The sequence below is a fragment of the Streptomyces sp. NPDC088762 genome (assembly GCF_044750905.1).
Taxonomy (GTDB): domain Bacteria; phylum Actinomycetota; class Actinomycetes; order Streptomycetales; family Streptomycetaceae; genus Streptomyces.
The window spans coordinates 145,115-161,847 of sequence record NZ_JBIVKT010000020.1; the positions used below are offsets into that span (position 1 = coordinate 145,115).

Consider the following 16,733-nt stretch of genomic DNA (forward strand, 5'->3'; position numbering starts at 1 on the left):
ACGGCGGCTCAGGGCCCGGGCTGCCGGGCCCGTCAGAGCTTCTGGGCCGCCGCGATGCCCAGCGCCACGATCAGCGTCACCACGACGAACACGATCAGCCGCTGCCGCATCAGCTTCGGGTCCGGCCGCGAAGGGCGCCGTCCCGCCCCCGTCGTCCGGGGAGCCGGGCGGCCGCCCGTACGTCCCGCCGTCGGCCGCGAGGACGGCCCGCCCGGGCGCGGGGTGCGGGAGGACGAGGGCCGGGAGGACGGCCCGCCCTGCGGCCGGGGAAGGGTGTCGCCGCGCGTACCGCGCTCGGTTCGCTGGTCGGGGTACGTGGTGGAGTCCTCGGCCGCCCGGCCCGCCGGCCGCTCGGTACGGGCGCGCTGCGCCGGCGGGCGCCCCTCGGGCAGCCCCTGCGCCTCGCGGGCCGCGATCTCCTTGAGCCGCATCGACAGCTGCAGCGTGCTGGGCCGCTCCTCCGGGTCCTTGGCCAGGCAGGCCCGTACGAGGGGAGCCAGCGCGTCCGGAACCCCCTGCAGGTGCGGCTCCTCGTGGACCACCCGGTACAGCATGACCTCGGAACTGCCGTGCCCGAAGGGCGAGTCCGCGGTCGCCGCGTAGGCGAGGGTGGCACCGAGGGCGAAGACGTCGGTGGCGGGGGTGACGGCTGCGCCGCGCACCTGTTCGGGTGCCAGGAACCCGGGGGAGCCGACGGCCGTTCCCACGTGGGTGAGGGTGCTCGCCCCGGTGGCCCAGGCGATCCCGAAGTCGATGATCCGTGGGCCCTTGGGGGAGAGAAGGATGTTCGAGGGCTTGAGGTCGCGGTGGACGACGCCCGCCTCGTGCACGGCGACGAGGCCCTCGGAGAGCGCGGCACCGATCGCGGCGATCTGCGCGGCCGTCAGGGGGCCTTCCTCGGCCACCTTGTCGTGCAGGGAGGGCCCGGGAACGTACTGCGTGGCGAACCACGGCCGCTCGGCTTCGAGGTCCGCCGCCACCAGGCGAGCCGTGCACCCGCCCCGGATCCGCCGCGCGGCGGACACCTCGCGGGCGAACCGGGAGCGGAACTCCTGGTCCTCGGCCAGATCCGGCCGGATGACCTTGAGCGCGACGCGCTGCCCGCGCCGGTCCGATCCCAGGTAGACCACACCCATGCCGCCGGCGCCGAGCCGTCGGTGCAGTCTGAACGAGCCGACGACACGCGGGTCCTCGCGCCGGAGCCGCATCATCGCCATGTCCACCCCGCTGACCGGTCGTCCTGTTGACGTGGCACAGCTTACGGACCATCCGGCACGCGTGCTCAGAGGCCGCGCCCTCGCCGGGAGATTCGATTGTCAGTGCGGCACAGCACACTTGAGGGACCCTCAGCACGGTGGGCGGAGGCCGGCAGGGACGGGCGCGAGGCGGCCAATGCGCGCTCCCCGCAAGGGGATTGGCCCATCCGGCGGGTCCCCGCCCCGGTCGCGTACGCCCGCGCACGCCCCGCACCCGAGTCGATCTCGCCGACAACCCGCCCCGGGACACGCATGAACAGGGAGTGACGGAAGTGAGCGAAGTCACTACGCTCCGGTGACCCCCTCCGGGAAGACCCCTACAACGGGTGAGCGGTCTCCACCCAGGGGAGTACGCGGCGCGGACGCCGTCATCCTCCTGGAGGCCCGGCAAGGGGTACGAAGGCATGAGGCCAGGGGCCTTTCCCGCGCCTAGTGTTGAAGACAAGCGGCGGGTGGCGCACTCGTCCCCCGAGGTCACGAGCCCGCCGCTGCCACACGACAGGGAGAGGACCATGGCGGACATCGCACGGCAGGGACGCAAGGCATTCGCGTTCAACGGCCATGAGTCCGGTACGCGCCACCCGCTGGTGGCCGCGGCGATGGTGCTCCCCCTGGCCGCCCTCCTGCTCTTCCTCTTCGGAGGCTTCGAGCAGGTGGCGGCACAAGCGTCGTCCGTGGGCGTGATGCTGGGGCGCTGAGCGGCGCCCCAGGCCCGGGAAGAGCGGCCCGGGCCGGGACATCGGCCTGTCGAACCCCGTGGGGACGGGGGAGCGACGACGGACGGCAGGTGAAGGGTGCTGCCCGTGCGACTGGGGAGTCGTACGGGCAGCACCCTTTTTGTCGCCCCGGTTTTCCTCGTGCGGGCACACCCGTGCTTGCATGGCTCCGGGGCCGGACCGGCCCGTCCGACCCGGGGGTTCCCATGACCGTGCCGCTGCCCGCCGCCCTCGCCGCGTACGCCACCGCGGGCGGCCCGGGCCCGGGGGAGCCGTACGTGCTCCTCGCCGACCGGGACGACGGCACCGTGGTGCGCTGCGGGCCGGCCGTGGCCAAGGCGCACGCCGGGGACGCCGACCGCGAGGGTCTCGCCGTACGGATGCGGATCGCCGCGGACCGGGCGCTGGCCGGGGTCCTGCTGCCGCCACTGCGGGCAGGGCTCGGAGCCGTCCAGGGGAGGCCCGTATCCCTCTGGCCGTACGGGACCCCCGTGGACCCGGAACGCCCCGAGGACGCCCCCTGGGAGGAGGCGGCCCGGCTGCTCGCCGCCCTGCACCGCACACCGCTCGACGCCCTCCCGGACCCGGTCCCGCCGATGCGCGGCCCGGCCAAGGTCGCCCGCGCCCTGCGCCGCCTCGCGCGGACCCTGCCGGCCCCCGGGCCCGAAGCCGCCGCCGGTGCCACGCCCCAGGGAGCCGCCGGGGGAGCCGCTGAGGGAGCCGCCGAGGCCGAGGGCGGCGCCGGGGTGCGTGCCGTGCGCGCCGCCGCCCGGACCCTCCCCGCCTGGGCACGCGGCGAGGCCGCGGCGCCGCCCGGCGGGACGCTGTGCCACGGGGACCTGCACCTCGGGCAACTGGTCCGCCACCCCGCCCCGGCCGGGCCCTGGCTCCTCATCGACGTCGACGACCTCGGCCTCGGCGCCCCCGCCTGGGACCTCGCCCGCCCCGCCGCCTGGTATGCCGCCGGGCTGCTCGACACCGGCACCTGGCTGCGCTTCCTCGACGCCTACCGCGCCGCCGGCGGCCCGGCCGCCGGCCCGCCCGGCTGCGACCCCTGGCCGGAACTCGACCTCGCCGCCCGCGCGCTCACCGTACAGACGGCCGCCCTCGCCCTGGCCAAGGCGGCCGAGGCGGGGCGCCGACTCGAGGAGGTGGAGCGGCTGATGGTGGAGGCCTGTGCCCGAATGGCCATGCTCCCGGCCGACTTGGAGTCCGTACCCCCGTCGTAGGGTGGGCTCCACGCCACCGGGCATGCATCCGGTGGCTACGTCGACGGCGAGGAGTTGAACCCGCATGCAGTGTCCGAAGTGTCACGCCATCATGCACACCTACAACCGCAACGGTGTCCAGATCGAGCAGTGCAGCGGCTGCCGCGGCATCTTCCTCGACTACGGCGAGCTGGAGGCGCTGACCCGCCTGGAGTCCCAGTACACGGCCCAGTACGGGCAGGTGCCCCCGCCCGCCGCGCCCCCGGCGCCCTACCCGCCCCAGCACGTGGCCCCGGCCCCCGCGTGGGGCGCCCCGCACCACGGCGGTCACGGCCACCACGGCCACCACCGCGGCGGCTTCGGCCGGATGCTCTTCTCCTCCTGAGCCCCGCCCCGCGGAACGGCGGAAGCCCCGGCCGTCGAGACGGCCGGGGCTTCCGGGTGGTGCGCGATACTGGGATTGAACCAGTGACCTCTTCCGTGTCAGGGAAGCGCTCTCCCGCTGAGCTAATCGCGCGGGACTACGGTGCTGTACTGAACCGCAGGTCGAGCAGGTGGTGCGTGGTACTGCGTGCGCGATACTGGGATTGAACCAGTGACCTCTTCCGTGTCAGGGAAGCGCTCTCCCGCTGAGCTAATCGCGCGGGGATCCTTGCGGACCAGTGGACGATACTGGGATTGAACCAGTGACCTCTTCCGTGTCAGGGAAGCGCTCTCCCGCTGAGCTAATCGTCCTTGGAGGTGGAGACGGGATTTGAACCCGTGTAGACGGCTTTGCAGGCCGTTGCCTCGCCTCTCGGCCACTCCACCATGGAGCTGCGGGGGTCATCGGGAAGAAATCCCCCACTTCGAGCGGACGACGAGACTCGAACTCGCGACATCCACCTTGGCAAGGTGGTGCTCTACCAACTGAGCTACGTCCGCAGGTCACCGTGTTCGCTCCGGGGTTTTGCCCCTTCGCTCCCTGGCGACGTGTTGAACTCTAGCGGATTCCCGGGCCAGCTCAAAAACGCGTTTCCGCAGCGTGCTGCCACTCGATCACCGCCGGTCACCCGGCGCTCACCCCACCGGCGCCGCCGCGTCACCGGTCATAGACTCGCAGCCGTGCACGACCTGCCTCCCATGGCCCGCTTCGGCGGCCTCCTCGCGACCGACCTCCGAGACGTCACCAGCGATCCTGGTGCCCTCGACTCCACCGGCTTCTGGGCCGTGGCCGCCGACTTCGAAGGCCGTCTCGTCTGCGCGCGCTTCGGGGACATACGCCCCGATCCGGTGCCCGCGCCCGTTCCCGGCGCCTGGCACGGCCCCGGCGCCGACCACTGGGTCTCCTCGCTCGACCGGGCCCAGTACGTCGCCGGCGTCCGCCGGGTCCGCGAGTACATCGCCGCCGGGGAGGTCTACCAGGCCAACCTCTGCCGCGTGCTGTCCGCGCCGCTGCCCGACCCGGACGGCGCCGATGTCGACGCCCTGACCGCACTGCTCGCCCGCGGCAACCCGGCACCCTATGCAGGAACGATTCGGCTCCCTGCGCACGGTGTGGAGATCGCCACCGCCTCCCCGGAGCTGTTCCTGCGCCGCACCGGCCGCCGCGTCGACTCCGGCCCCATCAAGGGCACCGGCCGCACCGCCGCCGACCTCCTGCCCAAGGACCACGCCGAGAACGTGATGATCGTGGACCTCGTGCGCAACGACCTCGGCCGGGTCTGCGCCACCGGCTCCGTGACCGTCCCCGAGCTGTGCGCCGTCGAGGAACACCCGGGACTGGTCCACCTCGTCTCCACCGTGAGCGGGCTGCTCGCCGACGGCGCCGGCTGGCCCGAGCTGCTCGCCGCCACCTTCCCGCCCGGCTCCGTCACCGGCGCGCCCAAATCCTCCGCCCTGCGGATCATCGAATCCCTGGAGACCGCCCCGCGCGGCCCCTACTGCGGGGGCATCGGCTGGGTCGACGCCGACCGCGGCACCGGTGAGCTCGCCGTCGGCATCCGCACCTTCTGGATCGACCGCGAGGCCCCCGGCGGGCCCCGCCTCCTCTTCGGCACCGGTGCCGGGATCACCTGGGGCTCCGATCCGGACCGGGAGTGGGCGGAGACCGAGCTGAAGGCCGCCCGCCTGCTGCGGGTAGCGTCGGGCACCACCCCTGAGGTGAGCGGCACCCAGGGGACGAACGGGATGAGCGGAGGGACCGTACGGTGAGAATCTGGCTCGACGGAGCACTGCGGGACGTCGACGGAGCGAAGGTGTCCGTCTTCGACCACGGGCTGACCGTGGGGGACGGGGTGTTCGAGACGCTCAAGGCGGAGCGCGGCCGGCCCTTCGCCCTCACCCGCCACCTGGAGCGGCTGACCCGCTCGGCCCGCGGCCTCGGCCTGCCGGACCCCGACCTCGACGAGGTGCGCAGGGCCTGCGCGGCCGTTCTCGAGGCCAACCCGATGGAGCGCGGCCGGCTGCGCGTCACCTACACCGGCGGCGTCTCCCCGCTCGGCTCCGACCGCGGCGAGGCCGGGCCCACGCTGATCGCCGCCGTCGCCGAGACGCCCCGCCGCCCCGACACCACCGCCGTGGTCACGGTGGACTGGGTCCGCAACGAGCGCTCCGCCGTGGCGGGCCTGAAGACCACCTCGTACGCCGAGAACGTCGTCGCCCTCGCCACCGCCCACCGGGCCGGGGCCTCCGAGGCGCTCCTCGCCAACACCGTCGGGCGGCTCTGCGAGGGCACCGGCTCCAACGTCTTCGTCGTGCTCGACGGGGAGCTGCACACCCCGCCCCTGGCCTCCGGCTGCCTCGCCGGCATCACCCGGGCCCTCGTCCTCGAGTGGTCCGGAGCCAAGGAGACCGACCTGCCCTTCGAGGCGCTGGCCGAGGCCCAGGAGGTCTTCCTGACCTCCTCGCTGCGCGACGTCCAGGCGGTCGTACGCATCGACGGGCGCGAGCTCGCCGGCGCCCCCGGGCCCGTGACGGCCGAGGCCATGCGGCTCTTCGACGCGGCGGCCGGCGCGGACCTCGATCCGTGAAACACCGGTGACGCGGGGCCGCGCGACCGGTAGAACTCAAGGTGATGACCACCACCCTGCGGCCCACGCAGCCGCTCCAGCAGCACAGTGACGGCACCCGCTCGCGGACCTACGAGGTCCGGGTGAACAGCCGGCCCGTCGGCACCCTCGAACTGGCCACCGGGTCCGGAGGCCGGCCCGAGGTGGGCGTGATCCGGGGACTGCGGATCGACGAACGTGACCGGCGGCGCGGGCGCGGCACGGTCGCCGCGCTCGCCGCCGAGGAGGTGCTGCGCTCCTGGCGCTGCACGGGCGTCGCCGTGTCGGTGCCGGCCGACGCCGCGCCGGCGCTGCGGATGGCCGAGGCCCTCGGCTACCGGGTCACCGGCCGGGTCCAGGTCAAGGAGCTGCCCGCCGCGCCGCCGGTGCTCCCGGCGGGCGCCACCGGCCGGCCGATGACCCGGGCCGAGTACGACGCCTGGCAGGAGCGGGCCGTCGCCGAGTACGGCCGCCGTCTCATCGCACCCGGCACGACCGCCGAACAGGCCCTGGCCGCCTCCCGCGCGGAACACGCCAAGCTGCTGCCCGCCGGGCAGGACACGCCCGGCACGGCCCTCCTCGTCCTGGAGGCGCCGGACGGGACGGTCCTGGGCACCGTGTGGGTGGGGGAGCGCGACCTGACCGGCGCCGGCCCCGTCCCGTACGTGTGGGACGTCGCCGTGGCCCCCGAGCACCGGCGGCAGGGACACGGACGGACCCTCATGCTGCTGGCCGAGCACGCCGCCCTGGCCGCGGGTGCCCGCCTCCTGGGCCTGCACGTCCACGAGGACAACACCCCGGCCCGGCGGCTCTACGAGTCGCTCGGGTACCGGGACCTCACGGTGAACGCCAGAAAAGAGCTGATCTAGCGAGGGGGTGTCCTACGCCTGGGCCGCCAGCAGGCGGTCGGCGATCTCCTCGATGCGGGCGCGCAGTCCCTCCTGGCTCTTGCCGCCGTCCAGGCGCTCGCCGTCGATCACGTACGTCGGGGTGCCGGTCACGCCGATGGCCTTGCCCTCGGCCTGGTCGGCGTCGACGATCAGGATGTGCCGCCCGTCGACCAGGGCGGTGTCGAACTCCTCCACGTCGAGGCCCAGTTCACGTGCCACGTCGAGCAGTACCGGCTCCCCGCGCTCGGCCAGCTCCGTCGTGCGTGCCAGCACGGCCTCCGCGTAGGGCCAGCCCTGCCCCTGCTCCACGGCCTCCTCGGCGGCCTGGGCCGCCGCGAAGGAGTGCTTGTGCTTCTCCAGGGGGAAATGGCGCAGCCGGATGTCCAGCCGGTCGCCGTAGCGGGCCCGCAGGGCGCGCACGTCGTCCAGGGCAGCGTGGCAGTCCGGGCACTGCAGTTCGCACCATACGTCGAGGATCACGGAATCGGTCATACGGACAGTCTCCCAGCCCCCGCCTCCGCGACCGACCGGGACCTGGGGAGGAGGGGGACCCGGAGATCTCCCGGAGATCGGCGTGCGGCGGCCCGCGGACCTGGTCGCCGCGCCGGGGACCGGTGCAGGATGGACAGGGACAGACCGCCCACTCCAGGAGGACCGCATGCTCGCCGAGACCATCTGCTCCGCGGTGTCCGCGGCGGGCCTGGGCCTCGCCGCGCTGACCGCCTACCGCAAGCGCTTCCTGGCCGCCACGCGGATCGCCGCGTACGCGCTGGTTCCCCTCGGCCTCGTGATGACCGGCGTCGTGGAGTGGGTGTCCGGGATGGTCTTCAAGCCGACCGTCTGGATCGGCTTCGGACTGCTGGCGCTGGCCTGGCTGCTCTTCGTCACCACCCGGGCCGTCGAGCGCCGCGGCCGCCGCAAGGCGGTCGAGGGGAGCCCGGCCCAGGGGGCCGTCGCCCCGGCCGCGTCTGCCCCGTCGCTCGGCGCCGGGGCCGGCTCCGGCCCGCAGCCCACCGCGCGCCGGAAGCCCCAGACCGCCGCCGACGGCGAGGACTTCTCCGACATCGAGGCCATCCTCAAGAAGCACGGAATCTGACCGCAGCCGCGCCGGGGGCGCGCGGTCCACGAGATCGGGCGAACCACCGCGCCGATCTTCGCGTGTTGGGGTACGGACGGCGGCGCGCTGCGCCATCATCGGCCCGACATGCTCGACACATCGCAGAGTGAGCCGCCGGTGCCCGCGCCGGCGCCGGTCCCGACGCCCGTTCCGACGCCCGCGCCCGAGGAGCCGAGGGGCTGCCTCTTCGCGCTCTCCCAGCCACCCCTGATGATCTTCCTAGCGGTGATCGGCACCCTGCTGCTGCTCGCCGCCGTGCACGACCTCTTCCTGCTCTGACTTGCGCCGGGCCCGGTACGCCGCCACGTGCAGCCGGTTCCCGCAGGTCCGGCTGTCGCAGTAGCGCCGCGAGCGGTTCCGGGAGAGGTCCACGAAGGCGCGCCGGCAGTCCGGGGCCTCGCAGCGGCGCAGCCGTTCCGTTTCCCCGGAGACCACGATGAAGGCCAGCGCCATGCCGCCGTCGGCCGCCAGGTGGTCGCCGACCGAGGCGCCGGGCGCGAAGTAGTGGACGTGCCAGTCGTAGCCGTCGTGGTCGGTCAGCTGCGGAGTGGTTCCGGCCGTCGCCACCAGCTCGTTGATCAGTACGGCCGCCGCACGGGAGTTCGGTGCGGCGAAGACCTGGGCGAACTTTCCGCGCACGGTACGGACCCCGGCCAGGTCCCGGGCGCCAAGCTCGCCGACGTCGCTGATCGAGTACTCCTGGACGAAACCGCGCAGCGCGCTGACGTCCGAGAGCCCGTCGGGCTGGTCCGCCTCGGCCGCGGTGTTCACCAGCGCGACGACGACGTCGAGCGCGCGACGGGTGTCGTGGGGGATCTGCACGGGGTCTCCCTCAGGGGCCGGGCCTGCGGCGACGGTCCTGTGCCGCCGCTGGGGGCCGACTCTAGCGGGTCCCTCCGGAAGGGGGTGTGTCCACGCACACCGGCGCCGTCCCCGCGGGTGGCTCCCGCGAGAACAGCGCCGGCCGTGCCGTATGGGGTTGTCCAGCCCACACCGTCGCCCCGAGTCGGACGGTGCCGGGCGGTCGGACAGTCGTCGGATCCGGCTCAGCTTTCGGCCAGGATGTGGGAGAGCTCCTTGTCGAGGTCGAAGTGCCGGTGCTCGGTCCCGGGTGGGACCGCGGCGTCCGTCCGCTTGAGGAACGACTCGAGTGCTCGGGCGGGTGCTTCGAGCAGTGCTTCTCCCTCCGGTGAGCTCAGGGCGATGCAGACGACGCCCTGACCGTGGCTGCGGGACGGCCACACGCGGACGTCGCCGGTACCGGTGGGCCGGTGGAGACCCTCCGCGAGGAGGTCGCGGGCGAATACCCATTCGACCGTCTCCTCGGCGCCGGTGTGGAAGGTGGCGTGCACGGCGTAGGGGTCGGCCGTGTCATACCGCAGGCCCGCGGGAACAGGCAGTGAGGACTCGCTCGACACAACGAGGCGCAGGTGCAGCTCGCAGCTGACCGTGGTGTTCATAAGCGCCAGGGCCTTTCGCTCAGTGTGCGCTCGGGGATTCGCACGTCGGCGAAATCGACATGCCACCTACGGTGCCGTTGTAAACCCCTCTGACCGTTTTGCGGACCTCTGGGTCCCTCGGACGGCGGATCCAAACCACCATTCACGTGTGCTTCCGGCTCCGGTAGATTCGGGCCCATGAATACGGGGAGTGACCGCGAGAGCAATGAGCCGGCAACCGGCGATTCCACGAAGGAAGCCGCGGAGGACACGCTGCACGTGTCGAAGGCGCCCGCCTTCATCAAGGCGCGCCGGAGCCTGCACCTCAGCTGGCAGGTCGGCGTCTTCATCGTCGGCCTGGCCGTGATCGGCGCCGGCGTCGCCATGCTCGTGCTGCCCGGTCCCGGCTGGGTCGCGATCTTCGCGGGCCTGGCGATCTGGGCGACCGAGTTCGCGTGGGCGCACCTCGCGCTGCGCTGGACCAAGCGCAAGGTCACCGAGGCCGCGCAGAAGGCGCTCGACCCGAAGGTCCGCCGCCGCAACATCATCCTGACCAGCGTCGGTCTCGCCGTGGCGGCCGCGCTGATCGGCTTCTACCTCTGGAAGTACGGGCTCGTCCTGCCCTGGAACATCAAGGACCAGTGATGGTCACGGAGCACCGCTGACATGCGGTAATGTTTGCGGTGCGTCCGGGCGATTAGCTCAGTGGGAGAGCACTTCGTTCACACCGAAGGGGTCACTGGTTCGAACCCAGTATCGCCCACCCGGACCAGAGGCCCGGAGACATTCACCGTCTCCGGGCCTCTGGCGTTTCCGCACCCACGCGCCCTCACGCCCCCGTGCGCCCGGGCCGTCACGGCCTCGTGCCGGTCACCGCAGCCGGCCGAGCGCGTCCCGCAGGCGCCGGGCGTCCCGCAGCCGCTTCTCGTACGTCGCCCCCACCGCCAGCAGCAGCAGGCCCGCCAGCGCCGGCGGCACCCAGCGCGGCAGCGCCCCCGCGACCTGGACCACGTACGGCGCCAGCTCGTGCAGTGCCACCGCGGCCAGCACCGCCCCGCCCAGCACGAGCGGCGCCTGCAGCCGATGCCGGGCCCCCGCCAGGGTCACCAGCAGCGCGGCCAGCCCCAGCAGCAGCGGACGCAGCCAGTGCCCGGTCCCGGCCGCGGAGCCGCCCAGGACCGCCAGCAGGCTCGGCAGCAGGGTCGCGGACAGACCCGGGCCGTACGCCGTCCACGACGAGGTCGCAGCGGGCGTCCCACCGAGCTCCCGGCGCCGCCGCAGGAAGCCCACCGCGAGGGCGGGCACCGTCACCGGCAGCGTGTACGCCTCCGGGACCGTGACCCCGGAGTCGGCCAGCCGGACCCAGGTCGCCGCCACGAACAGGGCGCCCGCCGCCCAGCCTCCCGGCACGCGCCGGTCCTCGCGCACCGCCGCCCCCGCACAGATCACCCCGGCCAGGCCCAGAGCCGACGCCAGGGTCCCCGTCCGGCCCGCCGACAGGGCCAGCGCCGCCACCCCGGACGCCACCGCCGCGAGCTCGGCGGGCACCCGCACCTCGCCCAGCCGGGGACCGAGCGCGGCCACCGCGGCCGGCACCACCAGCACCGGGAGCGCCCACCAGGCCACCGGCAGCTCCGCCGCGGCCCCCGCCGCCGACAGCACCGAGGCGTACCCGACGGCGCACACGGCAGCCCCGGCCCGGACGGCGCGGACAGCGGGCCCGTACGCCGCCCCAGCCGCACAGCACGCGCCCAGCGCCCCCCACACCGCGAAGGTGGCCGCACGGCCGTCCAGCGCGCCCAGGGACACGTTCGCGGCCCCCGCCAGCGCGCACCCGGCCGCCGCGAAACCGGCCCCGCGCGCCGTGGCGCGCAGGGCGAGGACCCCCACCGCCGCCGTCACCGCCGACTGCACGGCGAACACCGCCGCCACCGGGAACCCCAGCAGCTCCGGCGCCGTGAACAGCCCCGCCCAGGCCAGGACCACCGCCGCCACCGCCGGCTCCGGCCGCGACAGCGCCCTCGACAGCCACCAGCCGGCTCCGGCCGTGATCAGCAAGGTCAGCGGGACGGCCGCTCCCGGCCAGTACGGATCCGCCGCCGGGGTCGTCGAGGCCCACACCTCGCCCAGCACCCGGACCCGGGAGAGCAGGGCCGGCGCCGCCGCCGAGCAGCCCGCCAGTGCCGCCAGGGCGGCCACCGCGGCACCGGCCCCGGCCAGCCCGCGCCGCACCGGCGCCGAGAGCGCGCGGACCCGTACGACCGCGAGCAGCGGCAGCGCCACCAGCAGGTGCACCACCACCGTCCACGCGGGGTCCAGGCCCTGTCGTGCCACCCCGCCCAGGGCCACCACCGCGGCCAGACCGCCCGCCGTCGCGGCCGCCCAGACGCGCGGCTCCCGCCGGGCCGCCACGACACCGAGGGCCGCGGCCGCCAGCAGCAGCCCGGCCGGGGCGAGCGCTTCGCCCGCGGAACCCGCCGACCAGGACTCGGCCGCGCCGGTCAGCAGCGCCCCCGCGCCCAGCACCGCCGCCGGGACGGCCGCCGCCCGGACCCGCAGCGCGAGGGCGGCGTCCAGCGCCGCCGTGGCCAGCAGCGACCAGCCGATCTCCAGGGGCCCCGCCTGCGCCGCCAGCGCGGCCAGCGGCAGCGGGAACTGCGCCGCCAGCACCGCGGCCGGCAGGGGGATCCGCAGCTTCCGCAGTCCGGCGCCGTACGCGGCCCACACCGCGGCCAGCACCGCCGCCGCCCCCGAGGCGTACGAGGGGCCGTCGATGCCCGGCAACCCGACCGCGTGGAGCGCGTACGCGTCCAGCACCGTCAGCAGCATCCCGACCGCCGCCACCGACTCCGCCGTCGACCGCAGACCGCGGCGCAGCAGCACCGCCGGAACGGCCAGCGCCGCCGCCGTCACCGCCGCGAGCACCGCCGAGCGCCCGGCGATCCCCAGGGAACCCCAGCTCAGCAGGGTGAACGCCAGCGCGGCCACCGCCAGAAGCACCGCGCCCAGGGCGAGCAACACGTTCTGCGCGCCCGGCGGCGAGGTCTCCTGCGCGGACGGGGCGGAAGCGGCGGGCCCGGGAGGCGCCCATACGGGAGCCGTCGGCAGGCGCAGCAACCAGTCGCGGCGGCCCAGCAAGTACAGACGCCGGGCATCGAGTTGGGCCAGCTCGCGGTCGATGAGCGCCAGCTCCTCGGCCGGCGGCAGGGGCGTGTTCATACTGCGGAGTGTGGCGGCGGTCACGCAGTCGCGACATGGGCGCGCGTACTCAGATGCGGCCTGAGTACGCCCGGTCCGGGGGAAGTGGGCGTACGGAGGCCGCAGTCGGGCCAGACTGGAAGCATGGACGGCATGCACGGCATCCGCTTGGACCGCTCGGACAGCTCCGGCCGATGGGACCGGTGGAGCCGCTACCGCTTCCGCAGCCTGTGGCACCTCGACGCCCCGCCCGCCCGCGTCTTCGCCGAACTGGAGCAGCCGGGCGAGTACCCGAACTGGTGGCCCCAGATCCGCCACGTCGCACCGGCCGGCGACTGCAGCGGCACCGCCACCGTCCGCTCGGTCCTCCCGTACGCGCTCCACATCACCGTCGCCGAGCTCCTGCGCGACCCCGCCCGCGGAATCCTGGAAGTCTCCCTCGGCGGCGATGTCGACGGCTGGGCGCGGTGGACCGTACGGCCCCGGCCCGGCACCGGAGCCATGGGGACCCGCGCGCTGTACGAGCAGGAGGTCGAGGTGCGCCGGCCCCTGCTGCGGCGGCTCGCGCTGCTCGGGCGGCCGGTGTTCAAGCTCAACCACACCCTGATGATGCGGGCCGGGCAGCGCGGTCTCGCGGCCCGGCTGGCCGCCGGCCCGGAAGCGGTTTGAACCAGCCCCGAGCCTTCTGTATTGTTCAGTCCGTTCCCGGGCGATTAGCTCAGCGGGAGAGCACTTCGTTCACACCGAAGGGGTCACTGGTTCGATCCCAGTATCGCCCACCGGGACAGGCCGGTCCGTCTGCTGACGGACCGGCCTTCCGCATGTGTGCCCGGCGTCCGTGTCACGCCGCCGCCGACAGGTCCGGGCGCAGCGGCCAGTGCGGATCCACCGGCTCCGGCGTCCCCTGGCGGGCGAACCACGCCTGGAGCCCGCGCGCCTGTGCCGCGTGCCACACCTGCTGGAGCGTGTGCAGTTCGGCCGGCGTCAGCCGCTCCAGCCGCGCCGCGAACCGGCGCCCCACCGCCCGTACGAGTTCCAGCGAGGCCAGCGCGTCCGCCGCCGCGTCGTGCGCGCCCTCCAGCTCGATCCCGTAGTGCGCGCACAAGTCGGTCAGTGTGCGGCGGCCCTTGCGGTACCGGTCCAGGTGCTTGTCCAGCACCCGCGGATCCAGCACCGTCAGCGGCCGGTTGTCCAGGTACCGCGACAGCGACGACGCCCGGTGCCGGCGCAACTCCCGGTCCAGCAGCGTCAGATCGAACGGCGCGTTCATCACCACCACCGGCCGGCCCGCCACCTGCTGCTCGCCGAGCGCCCGGGCTATCTCCTCCACCACCGGCGCCGGCCAGCGGCCGTTGCGCTGCAGGTGCTCGTCGGTGAGGCCGTGCACCTCCGTGGCACCCGGGGGCACCGGGATGCCGGGATTGACCAGCCAGCGGGTGGCGCGGACCCGGCCGCCCGCACACTCCTGCACGATGAGCGCGGCGGACACGATCCGGTCCTGCTCGACGTCCACCCCGGTGGTCTCCGTGTCGAATGCGGCCAGCGGGCCCTCGTACCAGCGTGACATGGCGAACTCCTCGTCCCCGATCGGCAGTTGGGGGTGCACCCGGCAGTGCTGCCGCAGAACGTGCCACCCTTGCCCGCATCGGTGATACCCGTGCTGTTTGCCCCGTACGCCGTTTGCGGTGAGCCGGGTGCGGAGACAACACCCTTGGGGGGCCGTGCGCATGACCGGTCGTCACCCCACCCACCACCCGCACGGCAGAGCCCGCAAGGCATGGGGAGCCGGCCATGGCGCTCGCGCAGCCCGAACCGGGCGGGGTGTTGCAGGGGCGGACCGATCCGGGGACCGGACCGCTGCGCGGCACACTCGCCACCACCGCCTGTATGGAGACCCTCCAGGTGGGATACCTGCACGCCGTCGCCGCCGCGGCCGGCTGCTCGCTCTCCCAGCCCTTTCCGGACAACGGCATCGACTGGCACGTCAGCCACGGCGCCCCCGAGCACGTCGTCGACGACGAGGTGACCATCAAGGTGCAGCTGAAGGCGACCTACCAGATACCGCCCAGACCGGCCGGGCCCACCTTCGCCTTCACCCTCGACAACGAGCACCTGGTGAAACTGGCCCGCACCCCGGTCGCCGTACACAAGATCCTCGTCGTGATGCTCGTCCCGCGGGAGCGCGACGAGTGGCTCGCCGCCGGGCACGACCGGCTCGACCTGCGGCACTGCTGCTACTGGACCAATCTCGCCGGAACCCCTGTGACCGGCCGGCGCCGGACCACCGTGCGGATCCCGACCGCGCGGATCTTCGACGACCGCGCGCTGTGCGAGATCATGACCCGGGTCGGGTCGGGAGGGACACCCTGATGAACTGGCACCCGCCGTACCTCGAACCGCTCGCGTCCCCGGAGTTCGCGCCGGGCACGCCCGATCCCGCGCAGGTCGATCCGCAGGTGCTGGGGGCGCTGCTGCGCCGGCACGGATGGCTCCGGCGCGGCGGCGCCGCCGGGCGGTACGGGCGCTGGACCCCGCCGAGCCACGCCGGGACCAGCCTGCTCGTCCCCGAGAGCCGCGGCTTCCCCGACTGCGCCGACCTGCTGGAGGAGGCGCTCACAGCGCTCTCGCGCAGCGCGCTGCCGTCCGCGCGGGAGGTGCTCTACGGGCTGAGCGTGCCGAGCGACGAGATCCGCTGGGAACGGGAGATCCCCCCGGGACCGCACGGGCTCCGCGGCGACGCGGCCTGGTCGGTGCAGGAACAGCTGCGCTCGGCCGCCCGGCAGCTGCTGCTGGCCGGTGCCCTCGCCGACCGGGCCAGGGCCGGGTACTACGGGGCCAGGCACCGGGCCCAGGCCGAACGGGCCCTGGAGGGCGTGCTGGTGGGGCCGGCTCCGGGCGGGCGGCGGCTGACGGCGTTCGTGCCGGTGAACGGCGGGCGCGGGATCGTGACGCGGCTGCACCAGGCGCTGCACGCCGCCCGCGAGGCCGTGGACTACCGGCGGGCCACCGGCGGCATGGAGGCCTTCGACGCCGCCGTGCAGGCCGGCGTCAGCCGGGAGCTCGCCGATGCCCTGATCGCGCTGGTGCGGGGCTCGGAGGGGGCCAGCATCGCCCTGGCCTGGGCGCCGGCGGCGGGGGTCCCGGCGGGGTGCGCGGCCCGGCCGGAGCCGGTGGAGTTCTCGCCGGGCGACCTCCCGGTGCTGCGGGAAGCCGCGGCCCGCTACACCCGCGACGAGCCGGCCGTCCCGGTCCGCATCGCGGGGGCGGTGGTCCGGATGCGCCGCTCGGCGGCGGGCGGCGGGGGCACGGTCCGGGTCCGCGTCCTGGCCGGGGCGGAGGTCCCGTACGTCCGGGCCGCGCTCGACGAGGAGTCGTACCGGGTGGCGGTCCACGCGCACCTGGCGGGACTGCCGATCCGTGTCAGCGGCCGCCTGCAGCGACGCGGTGGCTTCCGGCGCTTGGCCGACGCCACGGACGTCACACCGGTCCCGCTGGACGAGGTCGAGCGGGACCGCCTGATGAAATCGCTGGACGCGGCACTCGACCCGGCCGACGTACTCCCCTCGGACGACTAGCCCCCGGCCTCCCGGCGGGGCCCCGCTCCCCGGGGCGGGGTTGACCGCCGGTCCGGTCCCGCTCCCGGGGCTCCGCCCCAGACCCCGCGCCTCAAACGCCGGCGGGGCTGGGTGGTGCCCTCCGGGGCGGGGCCCCGATCCCCGAGCCGGTGCGGTTCGCCTCAAACGCCGGCGGGGCTGGGGTGGTGCCCTCCGGGCGGGGGCTTGACCGCCGGTCGGGGTCGCGGGGTCCCTCCGGGACGTCTCCTCGGCTCGCGCACTAAGGCCCGCTTCGACATGTTCACGGTGGTTGCGCGCTCGTCCTG

Annotated in this window: 18 protein-coding genes and 7 tRNA genes; 14 read left to right on the forward strand and 11 right to left on the reverse strand. The window is 74.6% G+C overall.

The window, feature by feature from the left end:
• Window positions 1-32 precede the first annotated feature (32 nt).
• Complete coding sequence (locus ACIP5M_RS32265) at window positions 33-1,217, reverse strand: serine/threonine-protein kinase (protein ID WP_401203465.1); 1,185 nt, start codon at window positions 1,215-1,217, stop codon at window positions 33-35.
• A gap of 551 nt (window positions 1,218-1,768) precedes the next feature.
• Between ACIP5M_RS32265 and ACIP5M_RS32270 the strand changes: the two genes are divergently transcribed.
• The 3 genes from ACIP5M_RS32270 to ACIP5M_RS32280 all read left to right on the forward strand — a co-directional run bounded on the left by ACIP5M_RS32270 (window position 1,769) and on the right by ACIP5M_RS32280 (window position 3,565).
• Window positions 1,769-1,954 carry a hypothetical protein gene (locus ACIP5M_RS32270; protein WP_125597167.1) on the forward strand — a complete coding sequence of 62 codons (186 nt, stop codon included), beginning with the start codon at window positions 1,769-1,771 and terminating at the stop codon, window positions 1,952-1,954.
• A gap of 224 nt (window positions 1,955-2,178) precedes the next feature.
• Window positions 2,179-3,201, forward strand: a complete 1,023-nt coding sequence (locus tag ACIP5M_RS32275) for a phosphotransferase family protein (RefSeq protein WP_401203468.1) — start codon at window positions 2,179-2,181, stop codon at window positions 3,199-3,201.
• Between the two features lie 64 nt (window positions 3,202-3,265).
• Window positions 3,266-3,565, forward strand: a complete 300-nt coding sequence (locus ACIP5M_RS32280) for a zf-TFIIB domain-containing protein (protein WP_401203471.1) — start codon at window positions 3,266-3,268, stop codon at window positions 3,563-3,565.
• Between the two features lie 57 nt (window positions 3,566-3,622).
• Here the strand turns inward: ACIP5M_RS32280 and ACIP5M_RS32285 are convergent.
• The 5 genes from ACIP5M_RS32285 to ACIP5M_RS32305 form a co-directional block, all read right to left on the reverse strand.
• Window positions 3,623-3,697 (reverse strand) — tRNA-Val (locus ACIP5M_RS32285).
• 55 nt (window positions 3,698-3,752) lie between these two features.
• Window positions 3,753-3,824: transfer RNA gene (locus ACIP5M_RS32290), tRNA-Val, on the reverse strand.
• 19 nt (window positions 3,825-3,843) lie between these two features.
• A tRNA-Val gene (locus ACIP5M_RS32295) sits at window positions 3,844-3,915 on the reverse strand.
• A gap of 1 nt (window position 3,916) precedes the next feature.
• A tRNA-Cys gene (locus ACIP5M_RS32300) sits at window positions 3,917-3,990 on the reverse strand.
• 41 nt (window positions 3,991-4,031) lie between these two features.
• Window positions 4,032-4,104 (reverse strand) — tRNA-Gly (locus ACIP5M_RS32305).
• Between the two features lie 180 nt (window positions 4,105-4,284).
• On the opposite strand from ACIP5M_RS32305, the gene ACIP5M_RS32310 reads away from it, so the two are divergent.
• Genes ACIP5M_RS32310 through ACIP5M_RS32320 form a run of 3 tightly spaced genes read left to right on the forward strand, consistent with a single transcriptional unit; the run spans window position 4,285 to window position 7,078 of the window.
• Window positions 4,285-5,373: a chorismate-binding protein gene (locus tag ACIP5M_RS32310; protein WP_401203474.1), complete on the forward strand. Its 1,089-nt coding sequence runs from the start codon at window positions 4,285-4,287 to the stop codon at window positions 5,371-5,373.
• Window positions 5,370-6,191, forward strand: coding sequence for an aminotransferase class IV (locus ACIP5M_RS32315; protein ID WP_401203477.1), 822 nt, complete (start codon window positions 5,370-5,372; stop codon window positions 6,189-6,191). The genes ACIP5M_RS32310 and ACIP5M_RS32315 overlap by 4 nt, the downstream gene beginning before the upstream one ends.
• Before the next feature lie 44 nt (window positions 6,192-6,235).
• Entirely contained in the window at window positions 6,236-7,078 is an 843-nt protein-coding gene (locus ACIP5M_RS32320; protein ID WP_401203480.1) for a GNAT family N-acetyltransferase, read from the forward strand.
• Between the two features lie 12 nt (window positions 7,079-7,090).
• Here the strand turns inward: ACIP5M_RS32320 and ACIP5M_RS32325 are convergent, their stop codons facing one another.
• Window positions 7,091-7,591 carry a DsbA family protein gene (locus tag ACIP5M_RS32325; RefSeq protein WP_401203483.1) on the reverse strand — a complete coding sequence of 167 codons (501 nt, stop codon included), beginning with the start codon at window positions 7,589-7,591 and terminating at the stop codon, window positions 7,091-7,093.
• A 166-nt stretch (window positions 7,592-7,757) separates the two neighbouring features.
• Here ACIP5M_RS32325 and ACIP5M_RS32330 point away from each other — a divergent pair, with 166 nt between their 5' ends.
• Window positions 7,758-8,195, forward strand: a complete 438-nt coding sequence (locus ACIP5M_RS32330; RefSeq protein WP_401203484.1) for a hypothetical protein — start codon at window positions 7,758-7,760, stop codon at window positions 8,193-8,195.
• A 108-nt stretch (window positions 8,196-8,303) separates the two neighbouring features.
• A complete protein-coding gene (locus ACIP5M_RS32335) occupies window positions 8,304-8,495 on the forward strand; it encodes a hypothetical protein (protein ID WP_401203487.1) in 192 nt (63 codons plus the stop codon).
• Here ACIP5M_RS32335 and ACIP5M_RS32340 read toward each other — a convergent pair.
• Window positions 8,436-9,038 carry a CGNR zinc finger domain-containing protein gene (locus ACIP5M_RS32340; protein WP_401203490.1) on the reverse strand — a complete coding sequence of 201 codons (603 nt, stop codon included), beginning with the start codon at window positions 9,036-9,038 and terminating at the stop codon, window positions 8,436-8,438. The two genes, ACIP5M_RS32335 and ACIP5M_RS32340, sit on opposite strands and share 60 nt — an antisense overlap.
• Window positions 9,039-9,262: 224 nt before the next feature.
• Window positions 9,263-9,676: an SsgA family sporulation/cell division regulator gene (locus tag ACIP5M_RS32345; protein WP_030011909.1), complete on the reverse strand. Its 414-nt coding sequence runs from the start codon at window positions 9,674-9,676 to the stop codon at window positions 9,263-9,265.
• 177 nt (window positions 9,677-9,853) lie between these two features.
• On the opposite strand from ACIP5M_RS32345, the gene ACIP5M_RS32350 reads away from it, so the two are divergent.
• Complete coding sequence (locus tag ACIP5M_RS32350) at window positions 9,854-10,300, forward strand: TIGR02611 family protein (protein ID WP_401203492.1); 447 nt, start codon at window positions 9,854-9,856, stop codon at window positions 10,298-10,300.
• A 46-nt stretch (window positions 10,301-10,346) separates the two neighbouring features.
• Window positions 10,347-10,418, forward strand: a tRNA-Val gene (locus ACIP5M_RS32355).
• Between the two features lie 107 nt (window positions 10,419-10,525).
• On the opposite strand, the gene ACIP5M_RS32360 is transcribed toward ACIP5M_RS32355, so the two are convergent.
• Entirely contained in the window at window positions 10,526-12,874 is a 2,349-nt protein-coding gene (locus ACIP5M_RS32360) for an SCO7613 C-terminal domain-containing membrane protein (protein WP_401203495.1), read from the reverse strand.
• A 123-nt stretch (window positions 12,875-12,997) separates the two neighbouring features.
• On the opposite strand from ACIP5M_RS32360, the gene ACIP5M_RS32365 reads away from it, so the two are divergent.
• The gene (locus ACIP5M_RS32365; protein ID WP_401203497.1) at window positions 12,998-13,522 is read left to right on the forward strand and encodes an SRPBCC family protein; all 525 of its coding nucleotides are present in this window, start codon (window positions 12,998-13,000) and stop codon (window positions 13,520-13,522) included.
• Window positions 13,523-13,560: 38 nt separating this feature from the next.
• A tRNA-Val gene (locus ACIP5M_RS32370) sits at window positions 13,561-13,632 on the forward strand.
• 62 nt (window positions 13,633-13,694) lie between these two features.
• Here the strand turns inward: ACIP5M_RS32370 and ACIP5M_RS32375 are convergent.
• Window positions 13,695-14,420, reverse strand: coding sequence for a 3'-5' exonuclease (locus ACIP5M_RS32375; RefSeq protein WP_401203500.1), 726 nt, complete (start codon window positions 14,418-14,420; stop codon window positions 13,695-13,697).
• A 224-nt stretch (window positions 14,421-14,644) separates the two neighbouring features.
• Between ACIP5M_RS32375 and ACIP5M_RS32380 the strand changes: the two genes are divergently transcribed.
• Entirely contained in the window at window positions 14,645-15,223 is a 579-nt protein-coding gene (locus ACIP5M_RS32380; protein ID WP_401203503.1) for a DUF4365 domain-containing protein, read from the forward strand.
• Complete coding sequence (locus tag ACIP5M_RS32385) at window positions 15,223-16,428, forward strand: hypothetical protein (RefSeq protein WP_401203506.1); 1,206 nt, start codon at window positions 15,223-15,225, stop codon at window positions 16,426-16,428. Before ACIP5M_RS32380 ends, ACIP5M_RS32385 begins: the two co-directional genes overlap by 1 nt.
• The last annotated feature ends 305 nt before the right edge of the window (window positions 16,429-16,733 follow it).